The sequence below is a fragment of the Fontibacillus forbon genome, from assembly GCF_046559655.1.
In the GTDB taxonomy this organism is placed as follows: Bacteria; Bacillota; Bacilli; order Paenibacillales; family Paenibacillaceae; genus Fontibacillus.
Genome location: NZ_JBKGFV010000002.1, coordinates 788,596 through 814,294, shown reverse-complemented (window position 1 = coordinate 814,294; position 25,699 = coordinate 788,596). Strand labels below are relative to the sequence as shown.

The following is a 25,699-nucleotide window of genomic DNA, read 5'->3' as shown; positions in this document are numbered from 1 at the left end:
GAGGTAATGCAGCCATGGCAAAAAAAGCGCCTGAAATGGAAGAGTATAAATATGGCTTCCGCGACGAGCACAAGGCGGTTTTCCAAACGGGCAAAGGCTTGACCCGCGAAATCGTCACAGAAATTTCCCGTATCAAGGATGAACCGGAATGGATGCTGAACTTCCGGCTTAAATCGCTTGAACAGTTTGAGAAAATGCCGCTCCCGCGTTGGGGCGGAGATTTGGATGAACTTGATTTTAACGATATTCAATATTATGTTCGCCCTTCCGAGAAGCAAGGGAAGACTTGGGAAGAGGTTCCTTCCGAAATCAAGGAAACCTTTGATAAGCTCGGTATCCCTGAAGCTGAACAGAAGTTCCTGGCGGGGGTATCCGCGCAGTACGAATCCGAGGTCGTATATCACAGTATGCAAAAGGACTTGGAAGACCAAGGCGTAATTTTCACGGATACGGATACAGCGCTCAAAGAGCATCCGGAAATTTTCCGTGAATATTTCGGTACGGTGATCCCTCCGGCGGACAACAAGTTTGCGGCACTGAACAGCGCCGTATGGTCCGGCGGCAGCTTCATCTACGTTCCGAAAGGCGTTAAATGCGAAGTTCCGCTGCAAGCCTATTTCCGGATCAACTCGGAAAATATGGGGCAGTTCGAACGGACGCTGATCATCGCCGACGAGGACAGCTTCGTGCATTATGTGGAAGGCTGTACGGCTCCGATCTACAGCACCAATTCCCTGCATAGCGCCGTCGTTGAAATCATCTGCAAAAAGAACGCGCGCGTTCGTTACACGACGATCCAGAACTGGGCGCCGAACATCTACAACCTCGTTACCAAACGGGCGGTTGCTGAAGAGAACGCCACGATGGAATGGGTCGACGGCAACATCGGCTCCAAACTGACGATGAAATATCCGGCAGTCGTACTGAAAGGCCGTGGAGCGAAAGGCAGCGTGCTGTCGATCGCGGTAGCGGGCAAAGGGCAGCATCAAGACGCAGGGGCCAAAATGATCCATCTTGCGCCTGACACCACGTCGACGATCGTCTCCAAATCGATCAGTAAGCACGGCGGCAAAGTAACGTACCGCGGTCTGGCTTCCTTCGGACGCCAGGCGGAAGGCGCCAAATCCAACATCAAATGCGATACGCTGATTCTCGACAATGAATCGACGTCCGATACGATTCCATATAACGAGATTATGAACGACAACATCGTTCTGGAGCATGAAGCTACCGTCTCGAAAGTGTCCGAGGAGCAGCTCTTCTACCTGATGAGCCGCGGTCTCTCCGAAGCCGAAGCGACGCAAATGATCGTCATGGGCTTCATCGAGCCGTTCACCAAGGAATTGCCGATGGAATACGCGGTGGAAATGAACCGTTTGATCAAATTCGAAATGGAAGGCTCCATCGGTTAATACCCGGATGTGGACCCCATAATAGCAAAAACGTGTCCGGTTGGCTTTGTGCTTTTGTGCATAAGCCGATCGGACACGTTTTTTTGCTTTAATATTGAAACGGAATGATCCGCGTTACATGCTTAATCTCTTCCAGCATCACCCATACGGCGCCCTCAATGGTACGGATTTGCACCTTCTCCGGTCTTGAACCCCATTTGGGCAGCCCTACTACCGAACTCCCGTTTTCCAGGGTCAGAACAACTTGGTGTTCCAATGTAACGGCCATTTTCAATTCATGCATGCTGTTCATTTCAGCCACCTCTCTAAGTATCACTTCTTTTTATATCGGAAGATCGGGTGCGAAAGTAAACCTGGATTTGGAAAGCTGCCGGTAGCTTGGCAAACAAACCGGAAACACCTTATGAATTAGACGGTAAAAGAAAAACTCTCCTATTTTATTGAAAATAAGAGAGTTTGTTTTGTAGTCAGCGAGCCCGTAATTATAGATAAACTTCCGAAATCGCAGTATCGCGCTCTTTGGACAGATCGACGAACCGGGAATCCGTCTGAACAAGCGGTCTGAAGAAATCGGATTGGTTCGTCATTACGATGGAGCCGACTTCTCCGGAGCTAAGCAGTACTCTTTTGCCGATAAAATTAGGAAGTAGATGGTTAATGAGTGCTTGGGTAGGTTCCGGGCTCAGTTTCCCGAAGCTAAGGCTGTTCAATTCCCGCAAAACGGACAACAGCTCCTGCTTCGACTGATAGACCCGGTTGGAGGTCATCGCGGTATATACGTCGGCGACGGCCGCAATTTTGGCGAACGGGTGGATGTCTTTCTCAGTAAGGCCATGAGGATAACCGCTCCCGTCCTCACGTTCGTGATGCTGAAGGGCTACCAGTGCGGACAGATTGTCTCCTGTAGATTTCAAAACGATATCATGTCCGTATGTCGTGTGGCGCTTGACTTCTTCGAATTCTTCCGGCGTAAGCTTGCCTGGTTTATGTAAAATATCCTGGGGAACCATGCATTTGCCGATGTCGATCAGATAGCCGGCTTTTCCCGCAGCGTAAGCTTCCTCCGTTGGATAGCCGAGCCAGGAGGCGATATAATAAGAGAGCATTCCAACCTGCATAGAATGATTATATGTATAATTATCGCTATCGTTTAACAAAAGCAGCAGGGAAACTACGTCTTTCTGGGCCACTAATTGATTCACCATAGGCTCTAGCAGTTCATCCACTTGTCTTTCGTCAAAGGTACCGCTGGTTAGCGCTTCCAAGAAAATCGATTCAAATCCGTCCACCGCATTGTCGAAGTAGGGCTTTACTTTTTGTACATGCTCTGAAATCGGCGGCGCCACAGGGATTTGAACATCAGGTGTATGGGGGACGACATCCACGTAATCGATGCCGTGCTGCATGAGTTTGACGATTGCATCGCTTGTCAGTTCTTTTTCCTTTTGAAGAACCAGTACCCCAAAATGATTGAAAACATCGGATTCGAGTCGGTCTCCGGGACTGAGATCCATAATGTGTATTTTCAAGGAAGATGACACCTCGTTATGAGTTTTCTTTCATCATAACAGGGAATAAATGGATTGACAATGCATGTTTATGGGACTTGAAATTTGCATGTCTAGGAAAGTTTGCCCGGGGCCGACGGGTCCCAAGGTCCCAGTCCGTGTCCTTTCCATTCGGTCCCGTCTTCCCAGGATTCTTTCTTCCAGATGGGCACGATTTGCTTCAATCTTTCGATCGAGTAGCGGCTTGCTTCATAGCAGCCGGCCCGATGCGGAGACGATACGGCGATGACGACGCTGGCCTCGGCAATACTCACAAGGCCGATCCGGTGGCTGATCGCGCAGAGAGTACCGGGCCATTTTTCACTGATCTCGTCGCCGATTTGTTGCAGTTTCGCTAGTGCCATCGGAACGTAGGCTTCGTACTCCAGGTGAATCGTTCGCTGCTCTCCGGTCATTTCGCGAGTAGTCCCGGTGAACGTAAGGGTTGCACCGTGGTTTGCGGTAATGACTTTAGCGGTAATCTCATTCACAGAAAGCTCTTGATGCGTAATGACGTACATTCCGTCCTCCGAGGCATGATGCTGGAGGTCCGGGCCAGGTTCGCCTCCGGAGACGGGCGGAATGAGCGCGACTTCATCTTTCTCTGAAATCGGGGAGTTGCCTGCGGCGTACTCCTGATTAACGGCGACGAAAGAAACGGAAATCAGGGAAGCGGCTGCCGGATAAGCCTGTGACAAAAGCTCTTTCAGCCGGTCGGCGTTCAGTTCGTTTTCGTTGCAAGCAAATTCAAGGGATGACGTTCCGATTCGATCGGCGAGCCCTGCAAATAGCGATATTGTAATTATCATTTTAATTCACCTCGGAATGGATATGAAACCATTTTAATATATCATATAAAGAAGACAATATATAAATTTGAGGTATATAATATTCTTTATAACTGAAAAGTTCGTGCAAACTCAGTGTAATGTAGTTTCTAGACAACAAGGAGGGTGGGCCATGCTCCCGGAGAGTGACCAGGAAACGTTAACGATCGTATTCACCAATGATTTGCACAGCCATTTCGGCACGATGGGACGCATAGCGGCGATGGTTGACGAGCTTCGCGGCCGGCCCCATACATCCGTATTGCTGCTCGACATCGGCGATCATATGGACAGGGCGGCTCCCGAGACGGAAGGGACGATGGGACAAGCCAATGTCGATGTGCTTAATCTTACCGGTTATGACGCGATCACGATAGGCAACAACGAAGGTCTGACTTTTACGCCGGAATTACTGGAACAAGCCTATGCGGGGTTGACCTGCCCCGTAATTTGCGGAAATATCCGCGAAAAGGGCAAGGGATCCCCTCCGAAATGGATGAAGGAGCACTGGATTGTCCGGCGTGGCGGGATGACGATCGGTTTGATCGGAGCGACGGCGTCTTATCCCGAATTTTATGATTTGCTGGGACTTGAGGCGCTTGATCCGATGGTCATGATCGCCGATTCTGTGGAAAAGCTGCGCAGTCAGGTGGATCTGATCGTGGTCATGTCCCATTTGGGACTGCCGATGGATCGGGCACTGGCGGAAAGTATTCCGGGTATCGACCTGATCATCGGCGGTCATACTCATCATCTGCTGGAAGAACCGCTGATGATAGGAAACACGGCGGTGACCGCCGCAGGGAAATTCGGGATGTATCTTGGCCGTCTGGAATTCCGGAAAACGGACGGAAAGCCCGTACTCGTGAAAGGCCAATGCACAGCGGTGGGGGATGGAGAAGAGAGCGAAAGCGTGCTGAAGGCCATAGCAATCCATCAAGCAGGTGCGAAGCGGCGTTTGGAACGTACCGTAGCTGTCACGGAGAAGGAACTCCCTATTGATTATGCATCAGAATCTCCCTTCGGTAATCTGCTCGCCCAAGCGGTCAAAAGATATACCGGCAGCGAACTGTCGATCATCAACAGCGGTCAGTTGTTAATGGGGCTCCCTATGGGCGAAATTAGCGAGGGAATGCTGCATGAACGCTGTCCTTCTCCGATTAATCCCTGCCGGATAAAGCTTAGGGGGGAAGATATTCTTTATACTCTGGAGCAATCGTTGCTTCCGGACATGAGAGATAAAAGCATCTATGGTTTTGGTTTTCGGGGTAAGGTTCTCGGAGGAATTTGCGTGGACGGCATGGATATTTTGGTTGACCCTTCCGGGGAACCGTTCCGCAAAATTACACAGGCCAGCGTGCAAGGAGTACCGATCTTACCCGATAAATATTATATAGTAGGTACACTGGACATGTTTACGTTTGGAATCGGCTATGAACGGTTAAAAAACGGTACGGAAAGGCAGTATATGCTGCCGGATTTTTTGCGCGACCTGCTGAGGATGGAGCTTCAATCGGCGGGAGCCGTGGAGAGCTGTTTCCTTCCGAGATGGAAAGAAAACGAATTGTAAAACGAAGGATGTATTCCCGATAATTCCATTGTATTCTATAATAATAAGGGTTAGTTCTATTACATCATATGCTAAGCAAACAATGAGAGACGGAAGTGGTTTTTTTGCGCCTGATACCAGTGAGTTCCTTACAGCCCGGGATGAAGCTTGGAAAAAAGATTTATAATGAAGACGGAATTATCCTGCTATCGGAAAATGCGGAGCTGAGCGAAGCGGTTATTCGCCGGCTGCGTTTGCATGGATTGGATTTCGTCTATGTAGCCGATTCGCGGACCGAGGATGTCGTTATTCCCGATATGATCGAGGATGAGACGCGTCGCCGGGCGCTTCAGGAGATTCGGACCAGTTTCCGTAAAATGACGGGACCGGCCGTGAAGGGGATCGTATATCCTTATCTGGGGAAGACGTTTACCAACTTGGTGGAATCCATTATGGACGATCTTAGTTCACGGGAAGACGCCATGATTATGATGATGAACATCAATAGCATGGATCATTATTTGTACCGGCATTCGCTTAATGTGTGTATCTACACGATTCTGCTCGGTCAAATTCATGGATACAGCAAGGAGGATCTAACCTTGCTCGGACTTGGAGCGATGCTCCATGATATCGGGAAAACCAAGCTACCGCTTGAACTCTTGAACAAACCCTCCAAATTATCCGAGGATGAATTCAATCAGATTAAGCAGCATACGCAAATCGGGTTCAACATGCTCAAGGATGAGCCTGGTATTCCTTTAAAAGCGGCGCACTGCGCTTTTCAGCATCATGAACGCATCAACGGCGGCGGCTATCCACGTGGACTAAAGGGGAATGAAATTTCCGAATTCGCACGTTGGATTGCCATTACCGACGCCTATGACGCCATGACTACCCATCGGGTGTACCGTCCGGCCATGTTGCCGCATCAAGCGCTGGAAGTGCTTTATACCGGTTGCGGGGAATGGTACGAGAAATCCAAGCTGGAAGTGTTCAGGGATCATGTAGCGATCTATCCGTTAGGAATGACGGTTACGCTTAATACGGGCGAGAAGGGCGTCGTGGTCAAGATACATAAAGATATCCCGCATCGTCCGACAATACGCGTTCTGAGTGATCCGCTGGGGGCGGAATTGAAATCCCCATTCGATATTGATTTAAGATTCCAATTGTCCATAGTTATTACGAAAGTGGACGGGATGGAAAATAAAACGGAGGAGTCCGTCCTTTGACGGTAATGACTCCGTATGAGGATTCTGCACCGATCCGGTGCATTTTCTTCTTTTTTAGGTTAATAAAAGAAATAAGGTGAGTAAATGATGAAATTAGAGAATGTTAATATGGATAGGTATCCCGCCATCAGCCCGAGCTACGATCCATGGGACCCGATTGTTTCGCTCCGCGAATTCGGACGGCATGTATTGACCAGCGTGGAAATGACGGTGACCAATTTGTGCAATATGCGCTGTGAGCACTGTGCGGTAGGTGACAGTCTCATGCTGAGGGAGCCGGAGCAAATTCCGTTGGAGGTCATGCTGAATTCGTTGGACCGGGTGGAAAATCTGCGCACAATCAGTATCACGGGCGGGGAGCCGACCTTTCGTCGGCAAACGGTGGACGAAGTTATTGTTCCATTGCTGAAGTATGCGAAATCAAGAGGCGTACGTTCGCAAATCAATTCCAATTTGACGCTGGATTATGAACGATATGAAAAGCTGCTTCCTTTTCTGGATGTGATGCATATTTCATTCAACTATACCAGTGAGCATGATTTTCATGAGGTCGGATTCGCCCGTAGCGGACATCCTGTTCATGCCGACGTCGCTTACCGAATGTATTATAAAATGATTGAAAACTGTCGAAAGTTAAGCGAAGCCGGAATGTTCATCTCGGCGGAGTCGATGATCAATTATCGTACCCATGACAAGTTGCCGGAAATACACCGGCTGATTCAGGACATGGGGTGCCGGCGGCATGAAGTTCATCCGATGTATGCCGCCGACTTTGCCGAAGGGCTGCCGGTTCTTCCTTTGGAAGATATGCGGAGTGCCATTCATTCGCTGCTGGATGCCCGGAACCGGGATCTCTGGATGCTGTTCGGCACGCTGCCCTTCTTTGCCTGCAACGGAAATAAGGAGGATGCCGAGTTGCTCCGCCGCTTGCGCAAGGAGCCGAATGTTACGGTGCGGAACGATCCTGACGGAAGAAACCGGGTAAATGTTAATATGTTTACCGGGGATGTATATGTGACCGACTTTGCGGCAATCCCGGCTTTCGGGAATGTACGGGATGCGCGGTTGGACGAGATATTTGCCGGTTGGCTGAATAATCATCCCCTCAATCAAAAAGTAAACTGCCATTGCGATGCGGCGGGTTGCTGCGGGCCGAATTTGCTTGTCGCCGATATGTATTACAAAGACATCGACTTCAAATCCCGGAAAGCGATCACACTATAGAAAGAAGGCGCACTTTACATGCACTACGCCATCGCCAACGCTCATACTGACTTTGAATTTGGCAAATTGGCCATTAATTTATTCATCGTATTCGTTTTGGTTTTCTTGAACGGCTTCTTCGTTGCCGCGGAGTTTTCGCTCGTCAAGGTCCGGCAATCCAGGCTGACCCAGCTCGTCAGCGAAGGGAATAAACGCGCCGTTTACGCATTGCGGGTAAACAAACGGCTGGATGCCTATCTGTCGGCGACCCAGCTGGGTATTACACTCGCCTCCCTTGGACTCGGTTGGGTCGGGGAACCGGCGGTGTCGGAACTGCTCATAGAACCGCTTATGCTTAAAATGGGCGTGACCGACCCCACGTTGATCTCAACGGTATCCGTAGCGATCGGATTTGCGATCATCACGTTTTTGCATATTGTCATCGGCGAGCTCGCTCCAAAATCTTTGGCGATTCAGAAATCCGAAGCGACTTCGCTTTGGCTTTCCGCTCCGCTTCTGTTCTTTTACAGGTTGTTTCTGCCGGTGATCTGGCTGCTCAATTCGGCAGCGAACGGCATGCTTCGTTTGATCGGCATCGAGCCGGCAGGTGAAGGGGAAGCGGCGCACTCGGAGGAGGAAATACGCATCCTGATGAATCAAAGCGCCAAGAGCGGGGTCATCGACAAAGATGAAATGAAGCTGATGGACAATATTTTTGATTTCTCCGACATGCTTGCCCGGGAAGTCATGCTTCCGCGGACGGATATGGACTGTCTGTACACCAATTTGACCTGGGAAGAAAATATGAAAATCGTAGCGGAAACAAAACATTCCCGCTACCCGGTAGCGGTGGAGGATAAGGACCAGATTATCGGTTTCGTCCACATCACGGACCTGCTGCTTCCGGAGGGCGGACGTCCGCTGAATCTGGCTGACATGGTCCGCCCGATCCTGAATGTGCCGGAATCGATGGAAGTCAGCCATGTGCTTCGCCTGATGCAGAAGAAGCATTCCCAACTGACGCTCGTAGTCGATGAATACGGCGGTACGGCGGGATTGTTGACGGTCGAGGTGATTCTCGAGGAGATCGTCGGCGACCTACATGACGAGTTTGAAGATGAGCGCCCGGAAGTCGAAAAACTGGGCGAAGGCGTATATTCCGTAGACGGCAGGATGCTGCTTGAAGATGTGAATGACCTGATGGGCATCGATATCGAAGACGATGAGGTCGATTCCGTCGGCGGCTGGCTGTTCAAGGAACTGGAGGGGGCCCCGGCTAAAGGGAAGAAGAAGCCCTTCGGCAATGTGATCTTCGAAGTGGCCGAATCCGGCCGATTGCGGATTACCCGGGTAAAAATCAGCAAAGAGAATGTCGCTGATAACAAAACCCAGGAATTTGAGCCGGGAGTGTAACCATTAAACAGGCAGGAAGTATATAAACGTCAATCCTTGTACCCACAAGGATTGACGTTTTTTTCGGTTTGTTCACAAGAAATCGGGTTCATATTCTGGGCGAACGTCATATGTTAATGATGAGGATGCAGGGGACCTAGTTGTCCCGTGCAGCAATGGAATCCCTTAGAAGGAGGAACCCAGATTGAATTTTCCGAATGAGCAATCTTATGCTCCATTTATCGGCCCATGCGATCCATGCCCTCCCATAACTTGCAAAACATTCAGCACACCTCCGCAGTTGTTTATTTGCTTTCAGCCGCCGAATTGGCCCCAGTTCACTCCGCAGGAAGCTTTGAGACATGGCACGTTGTGGCCCGCTTTGTACAGTCCCTATGAATCCAGATGGGGAAAAGGACGGTGATGAAATGAGTTCCACATCCAAACCGCATTGCGATCCGGAGTACTACGCGTTGTTGGAGAAGCTTCAGGCGCTGGATTTCGTGCTTGTCGAGCTGAACCTCTTTCTCGATACCCATCCGGACGATTTGGCTGCGATCCAGCAATTCAACCAATTAACCCAGGAACGGACGCATTTGGCAAATCATTTTCAGCAACTCTACGGACCGCTGCAAAATTTCGGACGCGCCTATTCCAAGTTTCCATGGGAATGGTCGCAAGCCCCATGGCCATGGCAGGTATAACAACCTGCCGTCTGCACTTAAAGAGCTAAAGGAGGTAACTACGAAGCAATGTGGATCTATGAGAAAAAGCTGCAATACCCGGTTCGGGTCGGCAAATGCGATATCCATATGGCGAAGCTGTTAATGGAGCAGTACGGTGGTGCGGACGGCGAATTGGCGGCTGCCCTTCGTTATATGAATCAGCGGTACACAATCCCGGATAAAGTGATCGGTGTTCTTAATGATATTGCTACCGAAGAATTGGCGCATCTTGAGATGATAGCAACCATGGTCTATAAACTGACAAAAGACGCTACTGTGGAAGAACTCAAGGCCGCCGGGCTGGACAGCCATTATGTGGCCCATGACCGGGCGCTCTTCTATGAGAATGCTTCGGGAGTTCCCTTCACCGCCGCTTACATCCAGGCCAAGGGCGATCCGATCGCCGATCTGTATGAAGACATCGCGGCGGAAGAAAAAGCGCGGGCTACATACCAGTGGCTGATTGACATGACGGACGACGTCGACCTGCAGGATAGCCTCAAGTTCCTGCGCGAGCGCGAAATCGTTCACTCCCTGCGCTTCCGTGAATCGGTGGAAATATTGAAGGACGACCGCGAACATAAGAAGTTCTTTTAGAGTACGGAGCTGAGAAGCGATAGCATTTTATCGCCATATTGAAATGAAGGTGGTCTCTTATGTCAAAATCGAAACGCGGAAAAGCATTGTGGATCCTTCCCTCCAGGGGCCGCGGCACATGCCCGGTGTGCAAAAGCACGCGGATTAAACTGCTTTACACGAAGATGAGCAGTTCCGGTCAGGCTTTGAAAGTCTGCAAGAAATGCTTCAACGCATCCCAGGAACGAATCGATGCGGGGGCAAATCAAATCGTACAGCGATAGATCGGCTTGTGAACGGCACGGAAAAGCTCTGTTAAAAAGCATGGAGGATAGCCTCCATGCTTTTTCCTTTGCCAAGGAACGGATTGACGAAATTGAATATTTGGAATAATGTATAATTTGAAATTGAGTATCAAAATATACTTAATTTCTTATTTTGGAGAAACCAGAAGAAATAAAGTGAACAAACTTTGCTATTGGGAGGAATGAGAGGGATGAAAGAAATGGTTATCGGTTTCGGGGAAATGAGCCCAGAGTTTCGGACTGCGGCAGGAGGGAAAGGAGGTATGCTCTCCATGATGTATTGTGCGGGATATCCCGTGCCTGAAGGGTTCGTCATTCTGCCTGCGGCGTTTGAAGAAGGAAGGTTGAATGAACTGGCGTGGGCCGGGATCCAGTCCCGGTTAAATTTGCTCAGGAAGAAACACAAAAGCGCCAGATTTGCCGTCCGATCTTCAGGATTGAGCGAGGATTCGGCCGAAGCCTCTTTTGCCGGAGAATTTGAGACTGTTTTGAATAACAAGACAGATGAAGATATTTTAAAGTCCATTCACACGGTATATCTCTCCGCGCAGTCCGAAAGGGTTCAAATTTACAGTTCGGTCCAAGGCGTTAATTCCGCTCACGAGATCGCTATAGTAGTGCAGCTCATGATCGATTCTGAAATTTCAGGCGTTTTATTTACCGTTGACGCCATTACGGGCAGCAGAAAAACGATGCAGGGGAATTTCGTGTACGGAGCGGGGGAGCAGTTGGTATCCGGCGAAAGCAATGCCGAAACCTTCTCGCTCATTCGGCCTAATGGGAAGTATTCGGGTCCTGGAGCATTCAAAAAATATGCCCTTCGGTTATATAAACTTGCCTCCAGGCTGGAAGCTGAATTGGGAAATCCCCAAGATATCGAATGGGCGGTTACAGACGGAAAATTGCATATTTTGCAAGCGCGACCGATTACTACGCTCGGCATCGGCAGCCGTGATGCTTACGAAATCAACGACTCTTTGGCGGGCGATGACCTTTGGATCAATACGAATGTCGGAGAATCGATTTCCGATGTCATAACTCCATTAAGCTGGTCCCTTCTTCGTTTGCTGGATGAGGAACACAGTTTGCTTCCGGGACACTATGTGATGTCGGGTAATATTTGCGGCAGAGTGTACTCCAATATTAGCCGTCCGCTTTCTATGTTTGCGGCTTTTGGATTTCCTCCGAGAACGATGTTGCGCAAAATGAGCCGGGTATTCGGAAACATTCCCGAGGAGATCGAGATTCCCTTGTTTCCATTCTCAAGACGGGAATTAATTAGGGTCTTGGGGGCCAAGTTTTTCAATCAACTGAAAAAAAACAAAGCAGCGGTTCGGCATGCTCCGCAGTTTTTGCAAGAAACTCCGGCATGGTGCGAGCGGGTAATTGAGGAAATCTCGGGGGTCAAAACCCGGACACAATTGGTTGACCTGTGGAATCGCAGGCTATGGCCATACAACGTCAATGCGATGTGGTATGCTCTCGAAGCCCCGTCACGGCAATTGCAGAAATATGAAAAACTTCAAGTCAGGCTCGGCAAACTTGTGGGTGAGGAAGAGGCGAGTTATATTCTTTCTTACGGGAGCGGGTCATCCGAACTGGAAAGCCTGGGTCCGCTTCTTGGGATCTCCAAGGTGATAAAAGGCGAACTAAGCCCGGAGCAATATGTGGAAAAATACGGTCATCGCGGTCCGCATGAATTTGAATTGTCGATCGCCGCAGCGGGAGAACACCCGGCTTGGCTGGCTGAGCAAATTGCTCAATCCACGGCGAGTCCGATAGATGGCGATCATCTTTTAAAGAGTCGTTATATTCAGAGTCAAGAAGCTTGGGAGCGATTTGAGCAAAGCCATCCCCGAACGGCAAACCGGATGATCCGGAAATTGGCGTCGGCCTCGGAAGGCCCGAAATTGCGTGAGGCTGTCCGATCGGAATGGACGAGAACCTTTCGGATCAACCGTCAGTTCGCCTTGAAGGTTGGAGAAATGGCGGGAATAGGCGAGGATATTTTCTTCTGGTATATCGATGAAATTTTGGCTTGGCTGTCGGGAGGGTCTTTGATAGCGGAGAAACATCTGTCCGCCAGGAAGGAAGCTTATGCCAAGTACCGGACATTGCCTGCATTTCCGTCCGTGATCCGCGGGAGGTTTGACCCTTTTGCCTGGGCGAAGGAACCGCTTCGCAAAAGCGATTATTTCGATGCCTTGCTGCCGATGGCTCATGTTCAAGGAGACAGCCTGAAGGGGTTTGCCGGCGCCGCGGGACGGATTAAAGGCAATGTTCGCGTGCTAGAACATCCGGATGAAGGAAGCCAACTGCAGCCCGGTGAAATATTGGTGGCCTCCACGTTGAATATCGGGTGGACGCTGTTGTTTCCGAAAGCAGCGGCAATTGTTACCAATATCGGCGCACCGCTGTCACATGCGGCCATCGTGGCGAGAGAACTCGGGATCCCTGCCGTAGTGGGATGCGGGAGCGCCACCACCATGCTGAAAACCGGGGATCGGGTTCTCGTTGACGGAGGGCGGGGCATTGTCCAAATACTTGCGGAGTGATAATCTGTAGATTACAGAAGGTTTGAGAGATCAGAATCAGAGTTAAGCCGAATTGAGGTGGGGGCCATAACGACAAACAGCAAACCAGGCGGTGGGTTACGCGAACGCAAAAAAGCAAAAGCGATGGCAGAAGTACAAAAACACGCGATGAGGCTGTTCCGTGAGCAGGGATACAAAGCAACTACGGTGGAGCAAATTGCCGAAGCGGCCGAAATCTCTTACAGCACTTTTTTTCGTTACTTTTCGGGGAAAGAAGATGTTTTGACGCGCGATAATTATGACCCGCTGCTTATTCGTGCTTTTGAAGAGCAGCCTTCCGGGTTAAGTCCGCTTCGAGCGTTGAAAAACGCCATGGTTTCGGAAATTGCCAGAATGTCGGAAGACGAACTGAGGACCATGCGGGAACGAAATCAGCTTGTGATCGCAATTCCGGAGCTTTGGTCGGCAACGGTGAACGGGATGACCCAGATGATGCATTTGATTGCGGAAATGGTGGCCAAACGAGTCGGCCGCGATTCCGACGATCTGACGATTCGCACGCTTGCCGGAGCCGTTGTTGGCGTAAATATCTCGGTGATGCTTCATTACGCCGAAAATCCGGACGCGGATTTTTCCAGGCTGCTTGAAGAAGCGCTAGGCAAGCTGGAGAATGGATTGGAGCTGTAAAACGCTAGCAAAACTTGGCGATGAAAAATCCCGTTAAATAATCCACTGACTTTCTGAAAATAATGCTACAATAGAGGCCGGAAGCTTGTTAAGTTTTTTGCAAAGGAGTATAAACTATGCCAACCATACTAAAAACATTAACGATTGCCGGAAGCGATTCCAGCGGAGGCGCCGGGATCCAGGCGGATTTGAAAACTTTTGAGGAATACGGTACATACGGGCTTAGCGCGCTGACGACCATTGTAACGATGGACCCGGACCGCGGATGGCACCATAGCGTTTATCCGGTGGATGCCGCTCTGGTTGCCGAGCAACTGAAAACCGTATTTGCGGGCGGTCCCGTCGATGCGATGAAGACGGGGATGCTGGGCAGCGTAGCCATCATTGAAGTCGTTGAAAAATGCATTCGTCAGCATGACCAGAAAAATGTGGTAATCGACCCCGTTATGGTCTGCAAAGGCGAAGACGAAGTGTTGAATCCCGAGAGCGCCGATGCGATTCGCGATTTGTTGGTACCACTCGCCAAGGTCGTTACGCCGAATCTGTTTGAAGCCGGCGTATTGTCCGGTTTGGGCCGCCTTACTTCCGTCGACGAGATGAAGGAAGCCGCAAAAGTCATCCATGAGCGCGGTGCAGCAAACGTAGTCATTAAAGGCGGTAAAGCTTTGGAAGGCGAAAAAGCCATCGACCTGTTCTATGACGGCGAGGAATTTGTGATCCTGGAGACGGAAAAGATCGAACCGGCCTATAATCATGGGGCAGGCTGCACGTTTGCCGCGGCGGTTACCGGTGGCTTGGCCGGCGGATTATCCGTGAAAGAAGCCGTGGTCAAGGCGAAAAAATTCGTCACGGCTGCCATCTCTTCGGGTTATGCCTTTAACGAGTATGTGGGACCGGTATTTCATGGCGGGTATCGCTTGAACGGTGAATAAGCTGAAGCAGATTGTTTGAAAAAATAATGCAAGGACAGGCCGGTTTCCGATGAATGGAAGCCGGCTTTTTTTGTTGTCTATAAATCCTATATAAGATTAGTTATCCGGACTCAATAATCCATGATAATAAATGAAAGTGATGAAAGTAAGCGTTTTATTCTCCTATCAAACCCGGAAAAACGCGTTTTGAGGCAAATTCAGGGATTTACAGAAAATGAGAGCAGGCGTAATATTCACTCTTGGATTTTATATTCTTGATTCGCTGAATTTCCCGTATCGCGGGAAAGCGGGGGAACCGAATGCCGGGCGTCCAGGCAATAGCAGCCTAAACGAACGGTAGGGGGTGAATCCGCAGCATGTCCTGCAGAACATGCTGCGGAGGGGTGACTCTCGCCACCCTAATCCGACAGCTAACCTCGTAAGCGTAGTCCGAGAGAGGATGATACTGTGCCCATGTAAGTAACCATGGACCGCAGGGGGTCGTGCCTCTGTGGTTTTTTGCTGTGCAAAAAGCCCCAGGGTTTGCCAAACTCCTGCATGACTGGCTCTGTTGAATCATATTCGAATAGCCCGTTACCGCTATTTGCCGATTCGGGTTTAATATGACGAATTGCCAATATTATTAATTCATAAACAGCCTTTGTATTTGCAAAAAATAAAGCACGGTGGTGTTGCAGCTATGTTTTCGATAATCAAGAGAGTGCTCATCGGTCAGCCGCTGAAGTCAACCGCACTTGGCGAACAAAAACTAAACAAAACGAAAGCCCTGGCCATCCTTTCATCGGATGCCTTGTCCTCCGTAGCCTACGGACCGGAGCAGATTCTGCTCGTCTTGATGACGATCGGCGCGGCAGCCTACTGGTACTCCATTCCGATTGCCGTGGGAATTCTGGTGCTGCTGGTGGCTCTGGTCTTATCCTACAGACAAGTGATTTATGCGTATCCTCACGGCGGAGGAGCTTACGTCGTTTCCAAGGAAAATTTGGGAGTAAACTCCGGACTTTTAGCAGGCGGTGCGCTGCTGGTGGATTACATTTTAACCGTTGCGGTCAGCATTTCCGCAGGTACGGATGCCATTACCTCGGCTTTTCCGTCGTTGCATTCCTATAATGTACTCATTGCATGCCTTTTAGTAGTGGTTATCACGGTTCTTAATTTGCGCGGAATCACCGAATCGGCTTCTATTCTGGCTTATCCGGTTTACTTGTTCGTGCTTGTCATATTTATTACGATCGGAGCGGGTCTTTATCAAATTGCGGTGGGTGAAGTTCCGGCCAACTTACATTCCCCGATCGGTACGCCTGTGACAGGACTTACGCTGTTCCTGCTCTTGCGGGCATTCGCCTCAGGGAGTTCGGCCTTGACCGGGGTTGAGGCGATTTCCAACGCGATTCCTAATTTCAAGGACCCGGCCCCCAAGAATGCTTCCAAAACATTAGCTGCGATGGGCGTGCTGCTGGCGCTTTTATTTACGGGAATCGTATGGCTGGCCTATTATTACGGGATTTCGCCTAAAGCGGAGGAAACCGTCGTATCCCAAATCGCTTCAGCTACATTCGGCCGGGGCTTTATGTACTATACGATTCAGGGGATAACCGCGATGATTCTGGTGCTGGCTGCCAATACGGGATACTCGGCATTTCCGCTCTTGGCCGTGAACCTGGCGAAAGACAAATATATAGCCCGTATGTTCACCGTTCGGGGTGACCGCCTCGGTTATTCCAACGGGATCGTTTTTTTGGCGGTGGCCTCCATTCTGCTTATCATCGTTTTTAAAGGACAGACAGAGCATCTGATTCCTCTCTATGCGGTTGGCGTATTTATTCCGTTTACGTTGGCGCAAACCGGTATGCTCGTAAAATGGTTTCGGGAAAAACCGTCAGGCTGGGGATTGAAATTAACGATTAATGCGGTCGGCGCTTTAATCAGCTTTACCGTCATGATGATTTTCTTTATTACGAAATTTCCGCAAGTCTGGCCTGCGCTAATCTTTTTGCCGGCGATCGTATACATTTTTCACAAAATCAACCGTCATTATGAAGCTGTAGGAGATCAATTGCGGATAACTACATGCGAGCCGCCTTTAGCGATCGAAGGGAATGTAATGGTGATCCCTGTAGCGGGAATTACGCATGTAGTGGAGAATACGCTGAACTACGCGAAATCGTTGTCACCCGATCAGATCATCGCGGTATATGTGGCGTTCGATAAAGAAGCGGAGAAGCAATTTGAAGAAAAATGGAACCAGTGGCACCCCGAAATCAGGCTGGTCACGCTGTATTCCCAATACCGGAGCATTATCCAGCCGCTGACGAAGTTTATCGATACGGTGGAGCATAAGGCCAAGGAAATGAATTTCCGGGTGACCGTGCTGATTCCCCAATTCATTCCGAAGAAACGATGGCATAATGCCCTGCATAACCAATCCAGTTTGCTGATTCGCGCCTTTTTGCTGTACCGGAGAGATTTGATCGTAACTACGGTTCCATATCATTTCAAAAAGTAAAAGTGAGGCACTTTTGCAATCAAGTCAGAATTTGCCGCACCAGTTCGTTCATGCCCTTCCAGGAATCTTTCAGAATAAAGTCCTGCTGGACTGGCGCATTCCACGGGCGGGGAATCATAATCGTCTGCTTGCCCGCTTCTTTGGCGGCGATCAGATTGTGCGGTCCGTCATCGATTAAAAGATCGAAATCAAGCAGATATTTGCGCTTGGCGACAAAAAAGTTCTCGAAGGGGATGAACGGCAGGTGCATTTGCAACCATCTCCACTTTTCCGGAACCGATGACGGACGCGCCGCGGTCACGATAATGACATCGTAGTCGGCAGTCATTCTCTGTACCTCATCGACCGTGTATTCATCAAAGAGCTCCAATTCTTCATATAATCCCGGTCTTCCGAAAAAAATATCGTCCGAGCAGCTTGGATGCCAAATGCCGCTTAGGTCGAAGCTGACAATCTGCTCCATAGTCAAGGGAAGATCGGGATACATCATATTGTGATATTGGATCGCTTTCGGAATCAAATGGCAGATCGTGTCATCCATGTCTATGGCTACTATTTTTTTGCTCATGTTTACGTCCTTCTCCCTACGGTTGCATTTGCGTTTAATTCAACGTAATTGTAAAGGACACTCTGAAAAATGGCAAACCCGTCCAACCCGCTGACTGGTTTACAAAGGGGTTGGTTTGGCATATCATGGGCTATAAATACAGACAGGAAGGATTGTGGAGATGGAGACTACCCAGGCTAAGCTGAAAAAACCGGAAGCGATGATATTCGACATGGACGGAACCCTTTTCAAGACAGAGACGCTGCTCATCCCTGCTTATCACGAGCTGTTTGACCGGCTCAGGGAAGAGAAATTGTATGTCGGGGATACGCCACCCGAAGAATTGATGCTGAGCTGTCTCGGAATGCTGCTGGAAGATATCTGGAGAAAGGTCATTCCTGACTCTAGCGAAGCCGTGCACCGCCGGGCGGATGAACTGCTCCTTGAGCTGGAACTGGCCGGGCTTAAACAATACACCACGGAATTGTATCCGGGCGTCAAAGAAACGCTGGAGCAACTAAGAGACCGGGGAGTCAGGCTGTTCGTCGCAAGCAACGGATTGGAGCATTACGTAAAAGGCGTCGCCGAAACCCACTTGATCTCTCCGCTATTTGAAGAAATCTACAGTGCAGGCGAGTATCTGACTGCTTCCAAAGTCGATCTTGTCCGTCTCCTGATGGACAACCACGGCATTTCCAGTGCCTGGATGGTCGGGGACCGCTCATCGGATGTGGAAGCGGGCAAGAAGAACGGTCAGACCGTGGTCGGCTGCGCTTATGCCGGTTTTGGACAAGGCAAAGAGCTGGCCGGTTCAGATATATTGATCACTTCTTTCAATGAGCTTCCCGGGCTCTTTGACCAGTCGCAAGGCGCCGAATAAGCCTTTGAATCACTGAAGCCGCTCCTCCTCGCTAAGAGGAAGGGGCGGCTTCGCGTTTATCTTCATGTTTATCTTCTCGTTTATCTTCTCGCTTGCTTTCGCGTTTGGCATCGCGTTTATACATCCACATGGCATATTCCAAAGGCTTGATGATCGCACGACGGTACGATTCCGTATCTCCCGTCTTGATAAACACCTCTCTGGCGGGCTTGGGGTTAACTTCCAGAACGTATACCCGGCCGTTTTTTTCGATCGCCAGATCCAGTGCCAGCTCACATAAGGCCCCGAAGGTGGATTCGAGATACGCGGCGATTTCCAAGCTCAGTTTTTCGGCGGAACGGCGGATTTCGGAGCGCTTCTCCTCGCTCGAAGTAACCTGTGCAAGCAACGCGTTCATCGTAACGGCCTTGCCCCCGCCGTGAAGATTGGAGGTGACGCTTCGAACAGGTCCGATCCGGCCGGCACAGCCGGTTACTTCCCACTGCCCGTGTCCGTTTTTCTGCACAAGCATCCGGTAGTCGGCCACCCGGCCGCTCGGCAGCTTGATTTGTATTCCTTGCTGCGCAAGGAAGCGGCCGCTTCCCTTCCAGCTTAACAGAAACGCGCCAAGCCGGGATTTATGCAGCTTTTGGGCGGGGATGATCTGCCGGTTCTGTTTTCGTCCCTGAATGAGGAACATGTCGCCGCCCAGTCTTTCTACCCGGAGAATTCCCCGCCCCCCGGTGCCGTTAATCGGTTTGACGTAGACGGAAGGGTAATTTTTCAATAGATGGAATACATCGCCGCTATTCTGAAATAATACCGTTGCGGGTTGATGTTTACGGAACGCCGCTTTTCGGTTCAAGGTTTGATATATCGTCCATTTGTTGCGCAGCGGCCGATTTAAATAAGTAAGATTGCTGTACCGGGACCGGAATCGTAGCAACTGCTCGAACCGCTTGCTGCGCTGAATTCGGCAGCGGTCGAAAATAAGATGGGGAAACTTGCGCCATTTGCGGGACCATTTCTTTTGCTTCGGATCATAAATTAGAGCATGTATCAGGCCTCTATTGTCATCCACATCCATCGGAGTGAACACAAAAACATCGAGACCGAGAGTCTGGCCCTCTTTAATCATTCTCTGATAAATATGCCGCTCTTCCAGTTGTTTTTTATCGTTTAAATATAAAGTCAGAATGCCCAGAACTGGCTGTGCCAACAGGGTTCACCTTCTTTGCAAGGAATGGATGGCAAAATCGTGATCCGGTGGAGATGCAGCTTCCTGCGCCCCGCTTTGGTATTTCTCCAGCACAAGCTCGGCCCGGCCGCCGTGCGGCTTCAGCAGCCGGCTTGCGCTGAAGCCCGCGCGAAAACACATCTGCAAACTGGATAAATTGCTCGGAGATACCCGGCAGGTCAGTTTTCCGAGAGACGAAAACTGCCGGTTCAACAGTTCCGAGCCAAGGCCTTGGCCCCGGTACAACGGATGAACGACAACGAGACTGATGCCGCGGCCATAGTCACTCACGCAGGAAATCCCGGCGGTCCGGGGGCCGTCCTCCGCCTGGAGGGTGGCGAGCAGGAGGGAGGAGCCGGGCATGATCAGTTCCCTGCAGGTAAGCTTCATCAGCGCCCGGTATGTCGCGGCGGAAATCTTCTTCCGGCCGTACCTCTGCACAAAGTCCAAGATTTCCGCATGCTGCATTGCCCAGGCTGCTGGGTCGCAGGATTGCCATGCCGTAATTTTCATGCAGGACTCACCTCTCTACCGGGCTATTCCTTGCCCTGCCGGTATAAATATTGACTAAACTGGAAAATGCGTTCCAGTGATTTTTTGCGGATATGAGGCTCATCGAATTTCATCGGCTTGGCGTTTGCTTCGAAGAACCAGATCTTCCCATCCGTATCCACTCCGAGATCCATCGACATTTCGCCGAGGGTATAACCCGAGCCCTTTTCAATCTGCTTTGCGATTAACAGGCCGCTAGATTTCAGCTTGCTCATCAAAAATGCCGTCATTTCCTGCCCGAACGCCGGAGTCATCAGCTTTTCGGGATCTTCGACACTGCCACCTTGCGGAACGTGGGTGGTGATCCTCCGCCATCCGGCCAGCCGCGCACCGACCCCGGTTACCGTCCAAATCCCTTTGCCTGTTTTCTGCACAAGCATTCTGATGTCAAAATGACGGCCTTTAAATGAAGCAAGGTTAATGCCTTCCTGCATAATGTAAGGAACGTTGCCGGTCTCGGCCCTGATCCGTTTCCAGAGCAAAGGGGGATTGCCGGTTCGATAGACGACATTCCTACGTCGTGTTCCCTGGATCGTGAGGCGGAAAGGTTTTTTCTCGTCTTCTTCATACTGGAGCAGCATGATGCCTTTCCCTGCCTTGCCACTTTCCGGTTTCAGATACAGGCTCCCATACTCCTGAAGCATGGGCAGAAGCGTTTTCGCCGAGCGCAGTCTTTTCGTGTCCGGAACGAGTGCTTTGGTGGTGCGATTTTTTTTGAGCCAGTCAAACAGGGTCCACTTATTGAAAAAGTAGGGGTTGAACAACTGAATGCTGCCATGCTTGATGCATTCGTCGATTTTGCGCCGAACGGAAGGTCTTCTTTCATCCTCGCGCTGGGGGATCCGGTTGTAAATGACTTGAGGCAGCGGGCACCATTGCTTTTTCCACAGCTTTTCTTCGGGGTTATATAAATAGCCCTGTATTTTTTTGGCGGAAAGCTTCAAATCTTTGGCGGTGACCACATAGACCGGAAAGTCCAGTTCTCTGCCCATCCTCACGATATCCCGGAAGTTAGCCCGATTTCCCCGGAACTGCGTCCATTCGTCGTCGACGGTCAGAACGGCGACGATGGGCTTCTGATCGCCTGAAATCTGGCTCATCAGGACTCCCTCCTCCGGAATTTACTCAAATATAAACAGTGCTCCAGAATGTGCTCAACGGAGGCTCTCCCTTCCGCACGCAGCGAGGGATGCTTGAAAATGGACCGGCCAGGCTTGGCGTTGGCTTCAAACATCCAGATTTTTTCATCCATGTCGATACCGATGTCAAAGCCGATTTCGCCGATCAGATGCTGATGATGCGATTCGATGGCTTCGGCGAGTGTAATGGCGACGCCTTTGGCGCTTTTCAGCACTTCGTCCGCCCTTGAGCCGAATGCCCGGGCCAGAGCTTGATCCGGCGTCAACAGCGATCCTCCGTTTTTAAGATGGGTTGTGACGCTGCCTTTTCCCGCCTTTTTAGCTCCGATTCCTACAACGACCCATTGGTTTCTTCCGTTCTTGTGCATATGAAAACGGAAGTCGATGGGGCAACCGTCGATTTCAATCAGCCGGATGCCCTGCTGGGCGACGTATCCCCGCAAAGAGCGGCCGTGTCTGGCTTGCAGCGTCCGCATCAGGCTAGCAAAGGTGCCGAATCGAAGCAGTGCGTTTTTGCCGCTTTTACGGTATCTGGCATAGTATCCGCTTTTGGGAATGCGGGACAGGCGGTAAATGCCATTGCCCAGACTGCCGCTGTTCGGCTTGTAATAGATCAGCGAATGCCGGTCCAGCAAATCCTTGATTTGTTCGGGCGTCGGGCTCATGATCGATTCCGGTACGTACCTGCCTACCAAAGTGTCTTTTTCAAGCATGCGGTAAATATCGGATTTATTGAAAAAACTCCAGTTGAAGAACGGAATTCTCCGCCGGATGAACCGCTCTCTGAGCTGGGTGATGGATGATGTCGTTTCTGCCCGCCGGCTGGGGAGACGATTGTAAACCACATCCGGCAGGGGGACTTTCTTTCTCATAAAGTTACCTGCTTCATTAAGAAAGTAGCCGTTGACGGTCTCGTTTTCCCAATGGATATCCCGGGGAGTAAAGGCGAAAATATAGGATTGTTTGCTGCCGTATCTCAGCAATTGCTTGATAAAGCCGGTCCGGGAGCCGAAGGGGTTGGAGGCCGAAGTGGTCGGTCCATCCGACAGCACGCCGATGAGCGGGCCGATCTGCACTTCACCTTCCTGGAGACTGCGTAAAAAGACGCCGCCCGCTTTCGGAATTTTAATTTCTTTCCGGATGCCGGAGCCGAGATAGAGATGCTTTCCCGCTTTGTTGATGGGTTTGACTGCGGCGGGAATGCGTTCGCCGCCGAATCTGAGGTGAACCGACTTTTTCCCCGACAGCTTCAAATTCTTCATCAAAGAGCCGGACACGTAGACGACCCTTTGGGGCTGCTGCGTGAAATGAACGTTGCAAAAAGTCAAACTCATGAATTTTTCCTCCTAAAAAAGTCTTCCATGCCTCATTCAAGGTTTGCTCAGCAGCAAATAGCGCGCATAGAGGATCGGATTTTCCAATGATTTTCTGGCGCTTCTGTAGTCGCCGATCCGGAAAAAGGACGAACGGCCGGGCTTGGAGTTCACCTCCAGCACCCACACCTTTCCCCGCCGGTCGATTCCGTAGTCGATTCCGAGCTCGGCAAGGCGGCCAAAATGGGATTCCAGCGAGCCCGGGATTTCCAGTGACAATTTGGTGATCATGGACAGGGCGTTTCCGGCTGCGGTTACCCCGAGTTCCCGGCTCAGAAAAGGCAATGCCTTGTGAGCGGCTCCGCCGCCATGCAGATTCGAGGTGAGTGCGTGTTTCGGACCGACCCTTACCGCCATTCCGGTTAATTCCCATGACCCTGTTTCGTTCTTCTGCATCAGGACCCGGACGTCGAAGGGTTCGCCCTGAGAGGTGCTGAGCTCCAGATATGGCTGCATTAGAAAAGGACGATTTCCCGTAAACTTGTCGATCCATTCGAGGCCTTCTTTGCGGGTGGCGAAGCGATGCCTCAGCATGCCGTTACGGCTGTCACGGCCCGCGATCCTTAGTCCGTCCCCTGTTCTCGGCACTTTTACGTGCAAGGTCCGCTTGCCGTGCGTTCCGTTTTGCGGCTTAAGAAAGACTTCGCCTTGGTGCGACTCCAGCCAATCTGCCAATTGGGTGGGGCTTTCATAAGGCACGGATTCCGGCAAATGAATCGCGATCTCCGGAAATTTCCGGAGTACCTGGTAAACGCGCCATTTTCCCGTCAAACCCCGGGTCAAGTACAGGAAGGGATGAGTTTCCGATAAAAGGGCTAGCGCTTGCTTTTTTCGCTGCTGCCTATTGCGGTCATGAGTGAAGCAGCGGTCGTAGACAATATCCGGAGGAGGAAACAGCCGCTGATGCCAACCGCCGTTTTCATAACAGTAGCCGGGGATGGTGTCCCTTCCCGGTCGGAGATATGACGGGCAAAATACATAAACGGTCAACCCCCGCTTGCTGCCGATCAGGCACAACTTGCGGCAAAATCCCGGCTCCGCAAACGGTACGGGTTCACTGCTTTCGCCGACCATAATGCCGAGTACACCCTTTGAACCTTTGTTGATCATGACTTCCCTCCTCAAAAGCCGGACAAATAGCGGGCGTATTCAATCACCTGTTTGACGGAAGGACGGATTTTTCCGCCTCCGATCGGGGTGTTGTCATTCTTGGACGGTTTGGAATTGACCTCCAGCAACCAGATCCGCCCGGATGTATCGAGGGCAAGATCGATGCCCAGTTCTCCGAAATGGGAAGGAATTTGACTGTCTACGCCCACAGCGATATCGAGTGCGGCTTTTCTGAGACGCAGCGGGATTTTTCCTTTAATCCCCGCGGGCAGCGAGCTTCGTCCGATAGCTTCCTTAACGGTACTGAGCGAACCTCCTCTGGCGAGATTAGACACGAAATGCTGGCTTCCGGCGGTTCGTGCGACGATCGAGGTTACGTTCCAGTTTCCCGCCCGGTTCTTTTGAACAAGCGCGCGAAAATCGACCGGCCTGCGATCCGCCTGAATCAAGGTCAATCCTTGCTGGATCTGGAACCGGGTCGTTTTCATTTTGCCGGAGAGGGAGGAGAACAGCTTGGCGAGGCTCGGATAAGTTTGCCGCCGCGTTCCGCCCACCTGGGCGGTTAAGGTCTGGTAGGTGCCTCCTTCCAATCTGGATACCCGGATGATTCCTTTACCCAGACTTCCTTTGATCGGTTTAAGAAAGACGACGGGATGTTTGGCGCACATCGTTTTTAGTGTAAGAAAGTTACGGAAGGGGTGGGATTCCGGTAAATACCTCGATACGGCGGCATCGCGTTCAAGAGCGTCGAACACTTCCGTTTTGTCGAGAAATTTTTCATTGAAAAAGTGGCTCCCGTACCGGGATTTTACTTCCTTTAAGAAATGCTGTACGCTAGGTTTGTTCTCTAATTTGCGCGAAGTCAGCCGGTTGTAGAACACATCTGCAGCCGGTACCTGGATCTGCTTCCATCCTTCGCCATAGACCCAGGCCGACAACTTGCTTGAACTTGAACCGATATGATCCGGCGTGAAAAAATAAACGTACGCCCCTTGATGCTGACAGGCGTTTACGAGCTCCTTGCAGAACTGGGTAATCGGCCCGAAGGGCCGTTCCGAGGATCCCGGGAGATCCCGGCTGATCAGCACGCCGACCAGAGGCCCGAGCTGAAGGGTGGTTGAGTGGGGACGGAAGGTGAGCCGCAGCATGGAGCGTGGCAGTACGCCCATTTTTTCTGCAAGCTCCTGACTGATCCGAATTCCGTCGAATCTGGACAACGGTACGACCCGCACGGTCTGCCGGAATGATCCGAAGACGAGCTTCAGCGGATAGTGCACGGGAATTCTCCACTGTTTCACCAGCTGTTCTCCGATAACGAGATCATCTTTTTCCAGCAAATTCGGGCTCATGATCTGAATTTTTAATTTTTTGGAGGGCATGAAGCGGATCTCCTTCCAAGCTTAAGCTTGATGTCTTGGATGCCAAAAGGTCATCTGCATAAGCGCATGTAAT

Annotated in this window: 24 protein-coding genes and 1 riboswitch; of the genes, 14 read left to right on the top strand and 10 right to left on the bottom strand. The window is 50.7% G+C overall.

Annotation, left to right across the window (positions count from 1 at the left end):
* Positions 1 to 14: 14 nt before the first annotated feature.
* Positions 15 to 1,412: a Fe-S cluster assembly protein SufB gene (gene sufB / locus ACLB09_RS10735; RefSeq protein WP_410769807.1), complete on the top strand. Its 1,398-nt coding sequence runs from the start codon at positions 15 to 17 to the stop codon at positions 1,410 to 1,412.
* A gap of 88 nt (positions 1,413 to 1,500) precedes the next feature.
* On the opposite strand, the gene ACLB09_RS10730 is transcribed toward sufB, so the two are convergent.
* The 3 genes from ACLB09_RS10730 to ACLB09_RS10720 all read right to left on the bottom strand — a co-directional run bounded on the left by ACLB09_RS10730 (position 1,501) and on the right by ACLB09_RS10720 (position 3,768).
* The gene (locus tag ACLB09_RS10730) at positions 1,501 to 1,704 is read right to left on the bottom strand and encodes a hypothetical protein (RefSeq protein ID WP_410769806.1); all 204 of its coding nucleotides are present in this window, start codon (positions 1,702 to 1,704) and stop codon (positions 1,501 to 1,503) included.
* Between the two features lie 190 nt (positions 1,705 to 1,894).
* The gene (locus ACLB09_RS10725) at positions 1,895 to 2,941 is read right to left on the bottom strand and encodes an HD-GYP domain-containing protein (protein WP_410769805.1); all 1,047 of its coding nucleotides are present in this window, start codon (positions 2,939 to 2,941) and stop codon (positions 1,895 to 1,897) included.
* A 92-nt stretch (positions 2,942 to 3,033) separates the two neighbouring features.
* Positions 3,034 to 3,768 (bottom strand): molybdenum cofactor biosynthesis protein, encoded by a 735-nt coding sequence (locus ACLB09_RS10720; protein ID WP_410769804.1) that lies wholly within the window; start codon positions 3,766 to 3,768, stop codon positions 3,034 to 3,036.
* A gap of 151 nt (positions 3,769 to 3,919) precedes the next feature.
* Here ACLB09_RS10720 and ACLB09_RS10715 point away from each other — a divergent pair, with 151 nt between their 5' ends.
* The 12 genes from ACLB09_RS10715 (at position 3,920) to ACLB09_RS10660 (ending at position 17,430) form a co-directional block, all read left to right on the top strand.
* A complete protein-coding gene (locus tag ACLB09_RS10715; RefSeq protein WP_410769803.1) occupies positions 3,920 to 5,356 on the top strand; it encodes a bifunctional metallophosphatase/5'-nucleotidase in 1,437 nt (478 codons plus the stop codon).
* 104 nt (positions 5,357 to 5,460) lie between these two features.
* Positions 5,461 to 6,570: an HD-GYP domain-containing protein gene (locus ACLB09_RS10710; RefSeq protein WP_410769802.1), complete on the top strand. Its 1,110-nt coding sequence runs from the start codon at positions 5,461 to 5,463 to the stop codon at positions 6,568 to 6,570.
* An 87-nt stretch (positions 6,571 to 6,657) separates the two neighbouring features.
* The gene (gene yfkAB, locus ACLB09_RS10705; RefSeq protein WP_410769801.1) at positions 6,658 to 7,794 is read left to right on the top strand and encodes a radical SAM/CxCxxxxC motif protein YfkAB; all 1,137 of its coding nucleotides are present in this window, start codon (positions 6,658 to 6,660) and stop codon (positions 7,792 to 7,794) included.
* A gap of 18 nt (positions 7,795 to 7,812) precedes the next feature.
* Positions 7,813 to 9,186, top strand: coding sequence for a hemolysin family protein (locus tag ACLB09_RS10700; protein WP_410769800.1), 1,374 nt, complete (start codon positions 7,813 to 7,815; stop codon positions 9,184 to 9,186).
* Between the two features lie 184 nt (positions 9,187 to 9,370).
* Positions 9,371 to 9,589 carry a spore coat associated protein CotJA gene (locus tag ACLB09_RS10695; protein WP_410769799.1) on the top strand — a complete coding sequence of 73 codons (219 nt, stop codon included), beginning with the start codon at positions 9,371 to 9,373 and terminating at the stop codon, positions 9,587 to 9,589.
* 4 nt (positions 9,590 to 9,593) lie between these two features.
* Positions 9,594 to 9,869: a spore coat protein CotJB gene (locus ACLB09_RS10690; protein ID WP_410769798.1), complete on the top strand. Its 276-nt coding sequence runs from the start codon at positions 9,594 to 9,596 to the stop codon at positions 9,867 to 9,869.
* 48 nt (positions 9,870 to 9,917) lie between these two features.
* Positions 9,918 to 10,487 (top strand): manganese catalase family protein, encoded by a 570-nt coding sequence (locus ACLB09_RS10685; protein WP_114497993.1) that lies wholly within the window; start codon positions 9,918 to 9,920, stop codon positions 10,485 to 10,487.
* A gap of 59 nt (positions 10,488 to 10,546) precedes the next feature.
* On the top strand, positions 10,547 to 10,750 hold the full coding sequence (locus tag ACLB09_RS10680; RefSeq protein WP_410769797.1) for a hypothetical protein: 204 nt from the start codon (positions 10,547 to 10,549) through the stop codon (positions 10,748 to 10,750).
* Positions 10,751 to 10,962: 212 nt separating this feature from the next.
* Complete coding sequence (locus ACLB09_RS10675; RefSeq protein WP_410769796.1) at positions 10,963 to 13,326, top strand: PEP/pyruvate-binding domain-containing protein; 2,364 nt, start codon at positions 10,963 to 10,965, stop codon at positions 13,324 to 13,326.
* Positions 13,327 to 13,449: 123 nt separating this feature from the next.
* Complete coding sequence (locus ACLB09_RS10670; protein ID WP_410769795.1) at positions 13,450 to 13,992, top strand: acyl-CoA-like ligand-binding transcription factor; 543 nt, start codon at positions 13,450 to 13,452, stop codon at positions 13,990 to 13,992.
* A gap of 116 nt (positions 13,993 to 14,108) precedes the next feature.
* The gene (gene pdxK, locus ACLB09_RS10665) at positions 14,109 to 14,924 is read left to right on the top strand and encodes a pyridoxine/pyridoxal/pyridoxamine kinase (protein ID WP_410769794.1); all 816 of its coding nucleotides are present in this window, start codon (positions 14,109 to 14,111) and stop codon (positions 14,922 to 14,924) included.
* A 250-nt stretch (positions 14,925 to 15,174) separates the two neighbouring features.
* Positions 15,175 to 15,365: riboswitch (cyclic di-AMP (ydaO/yuaA leader) on the top strand.
* Positions 15,366 to 15,603: 238 nt separating this feature from the next.
* Positions 15,604 to 17,430, top strand: coding sequence for an APC family permease (locus ACLB09_RS10660; protein WP_410769793.1), 1,827 nt, complete (start codon positions 15,604 to 15,606; stop codon positions 17,428 to 17,430).
* Between the two features lie 19 nt (positions 17,431 to 17,449).
* Here the strand turns inward: ACLB09_RS10660 and ACLB09_RS10655 are convergent, their stop codons facing one another.
* Positions 17,450 to 17,998, bottom strand: coding sequence for a 5' nucleotidase, NT5C type (locus ACLB09_RS10655; RefSeq protein WP_410769792.1), 549 nt, complete (start codon positions 17,996 to 17,998; stop codon positions 17,450 to 17,452).
* A 160-nt stretch (positions 17,999 to 18,158) separates the two neighbouring features.
* Here ACLB09_RS10655 and ACLB09_RS10650 point away from each other — a divergent pair, with 160 nt between their 5' ends.
* A complete protein-coding gene (locus ACLB09_RS10650) occupies positions 18,159 to 18,857 on the top strand; it encodes an HAD family hydrolase (protein ID WP_410769791.1) in 699 nt (232 codons plus the stop codon).
* A gap of 31 nt (positions 18,858 to 18,888) precedes the next feature.
* Here ACLB09_RS10650 and ACLB09_RS10645 read toward each other — a convergent pair whose 3' ends face one another.
* The 6 genes from ACLB09_RS10645 to ACLB09_RS10620 are packed head-to-tail and all read right to left on the bottom strand — an operon-like array spanning position 18,889 to position 25,626.
* Entirely contained in the window at positions 18,889 to 20,055 is a 1,167-nt protein-coding gene (locus ACLB09_RS10645) for a YheC/YheD family endospore coat-associated protein (protein WP_410769790.1), read from the bottom strand.
* A gap of 6 nt (positions 20,056 to 20,061) precedes the next feature.
* Positions 20,062 to 20,586, bottom strand: coding sequence for a GNAT family N-acetyltransferase (locus ACLB09_RS10640; RefSeq protein WP_410769789.1), 525 nt, complete (start codon positions 20,584 to 20,586; stop codon positions 20,062 to 20,064).
* A gap of 23 nt (positions 20,587 to 20,609) precedes the next feature.
* The gene (locus ACLB09_RS10635) at positions 20,610 to 21,725 is read right to left on the bottom strand and encodes a YheC/YheD family endospore coat-associated protein (RefSeq protein WP_410769788.1); all 1,116 of its coding nucleotides are present in this window, start codon (positions 21,723 to 21,725) and stop codon (positions 20,610 to 20,612) included.
* Positions 21,725 to 23,098: a YheC/YheD family endospore coat-associated protein gene (locus ACLB09_RS10630; protein WP_410769787.1), complete on the bottom strand. Its 1,374-nt coding sequence runs from the start codon at positions 23,096 to 23,098 to the stop codon at positions 21,725 to 21,727. The genes ACLB09_RS10635 and ACLB09_RS10630 overlap by 1 nt, the downstream gene beginning before the upstream one ends.
* Positions 23,099 to 23,134: 36 nt before the next feature.
* Entirely contained in the window at positions 23,135 to 24,247 is a 1,113-nt protein-coding gene (locus ACLB09_RS10625) for a YheC/YheD family endospore coat-associated protein (RefSeq protein WP_410769786.1), read from the bottom strand.
* Between the two features lie 11 nt (positions 24,248 to 24,258).
* Complete coding sequence (locus ACLB09_RS10620; RefSeq protein ID WP_410769785.1) at positions 24,259 to 25,626, bottom strand: YheC/YheD family endospore coat-associated protein; 1,368 nt, start codon at positions 25,624 to 25,626, stop codon at positions 24,259 to 24,261.
* Positions 25,627 to 25,699: the final 73 nt, after the last annotated feature.

Coding starts and splice junctions, on each gene's coding strand:
- sufB (WP_410769807.1), top strand. CDS start 15: ATGGCAAAAAAAGCGCCTGAAATGGAAGAGTATAAATATGGCTTCCGC.
- ACLB09_RS10730 (WP_410769806.1), bottom strand. CDS start 1,704: ATGAACAGCATGCATGAATTGAAAATGGCCGTTACATTGGAACACCAA.
- ACLB09_RS10720 (WP_410769804.1), bottom strand. CDS start 3,768: ATGATAATTACAATATCGCTATTTGCAGGGCTCGCCGATCGAATCGGA.
- ACLB09_RS10715 (WP_410769803.1), top strand. CDS start 3,920: ATGCTCCCGGAGAGTGACCAGGAAACGTTAACGATCGTATTCACCAAT.
- yfkAB (WP_410769801.1), top strand. CDS start 6,658: ATGAAATTAGAGAATGTTAATATGGATAGGTATCCCGCCATCAGCCCG.
- ACLB09_RS10700 (WP_410769800.1), top strand. CDS start 7,813: ATGCACTACGCCATCGCCAACGCTCATACTGACTTTGAATTTGGCAAA.
- ACLB09_RS10690 (WP_410769798.1), top strand. CDS start 9,594: ATGAGTTCCACATCCAAACCGCATTGCGATCCGGAGTACTACGCGTTG.
- ACLB09_RS10685 (WP_114497993.1), top strand. CDS start 9,918: ATGTGGATCTATGAGAAAAAGCTGCAATACCCGGTTCGGGTCGGCAAA.
- ACLB09_RS10680 (WP_410769797.1), top strand. CDS start 10,547: ATGTCAAAATCGAAACGCGGAAAAGCATTGTGGATCCTTCCCTCCAGG.
- ACLB09_RS10675 (WP_410769796.1), top strand. CDS start 10,963: ATGAAAGAAATGGTTATCGGTTTCGGGGAAATGAGCCCAGAGTTTCGG.
- ACLB09_RS10670 (WP_410769795.1), top strand. CDS start 13,450: ATGGCAGAAGTACAAAAACACGCGATGAGGCTGTTCCGTGAGCAGGGA.
- pdxK (WP_410769794.1), top strand. CDS start 14,109: ATGCCAACCATACTAAAAACATTAACGATTGCCGGAAGCGATTCCAGC.
- ACLB09_RS10660 (WP_410769793.1), top strand. CDS start 15,604: ATGTTTTCGATAATCAAGAGAGTGCTCATCGGTCAGCCGCTGAAGTCA.
- ACLB09_RS10655 (WP_410769792.1), bottom strand. CDS start 17,998: ATGAGCAAAAAAATAGTAGCCATAGACATGGATGACACGATCTGCCAT.
- ACLB09_RS10650 (WP_410769791.1), top strand. CDS start 18,159: ATGGAGACTACCCAGGCTAAGCTGAAAAAACCGGAAGCGATGATATTC.
- ACLB09_RS10640 (WP_410769789.1), bottom strand. CDS start 20,586: ATGAAAATTACGGCATGGCAATCCTGCGACCCAGCAGCCTGGGCAATG.
- ACLB09_RS10635 (WP_410769788.1), bottom strand. CDS start 21,725: ATGAGCCAGATTTCAGGCGATCAGAAGCCCATCGTCGCCGTTCTGACC.
- ACLB09_RS10630 (WP_410769787.1), bottom strand. CDS start 23,098: ATGAGTTTGACTTTTTGCAACGTTCATTTCACGCAGCAGCCCCAAAGG.
- ACLB09_RS10625 (WP_410769786.1), bottom strand. CDS start 24,247: ATGATCAACAAAGGTTCAAAGGGTGTACTCGGCATTATGGTCGGCGAA.
- ACLB09_RS10620 (WP_410769785.1), bottom strand. CDS start 25,626: ATGCCCTCCAAAAAATTAAAAATTCAGATCATGAGCCCGAATTTGCTG.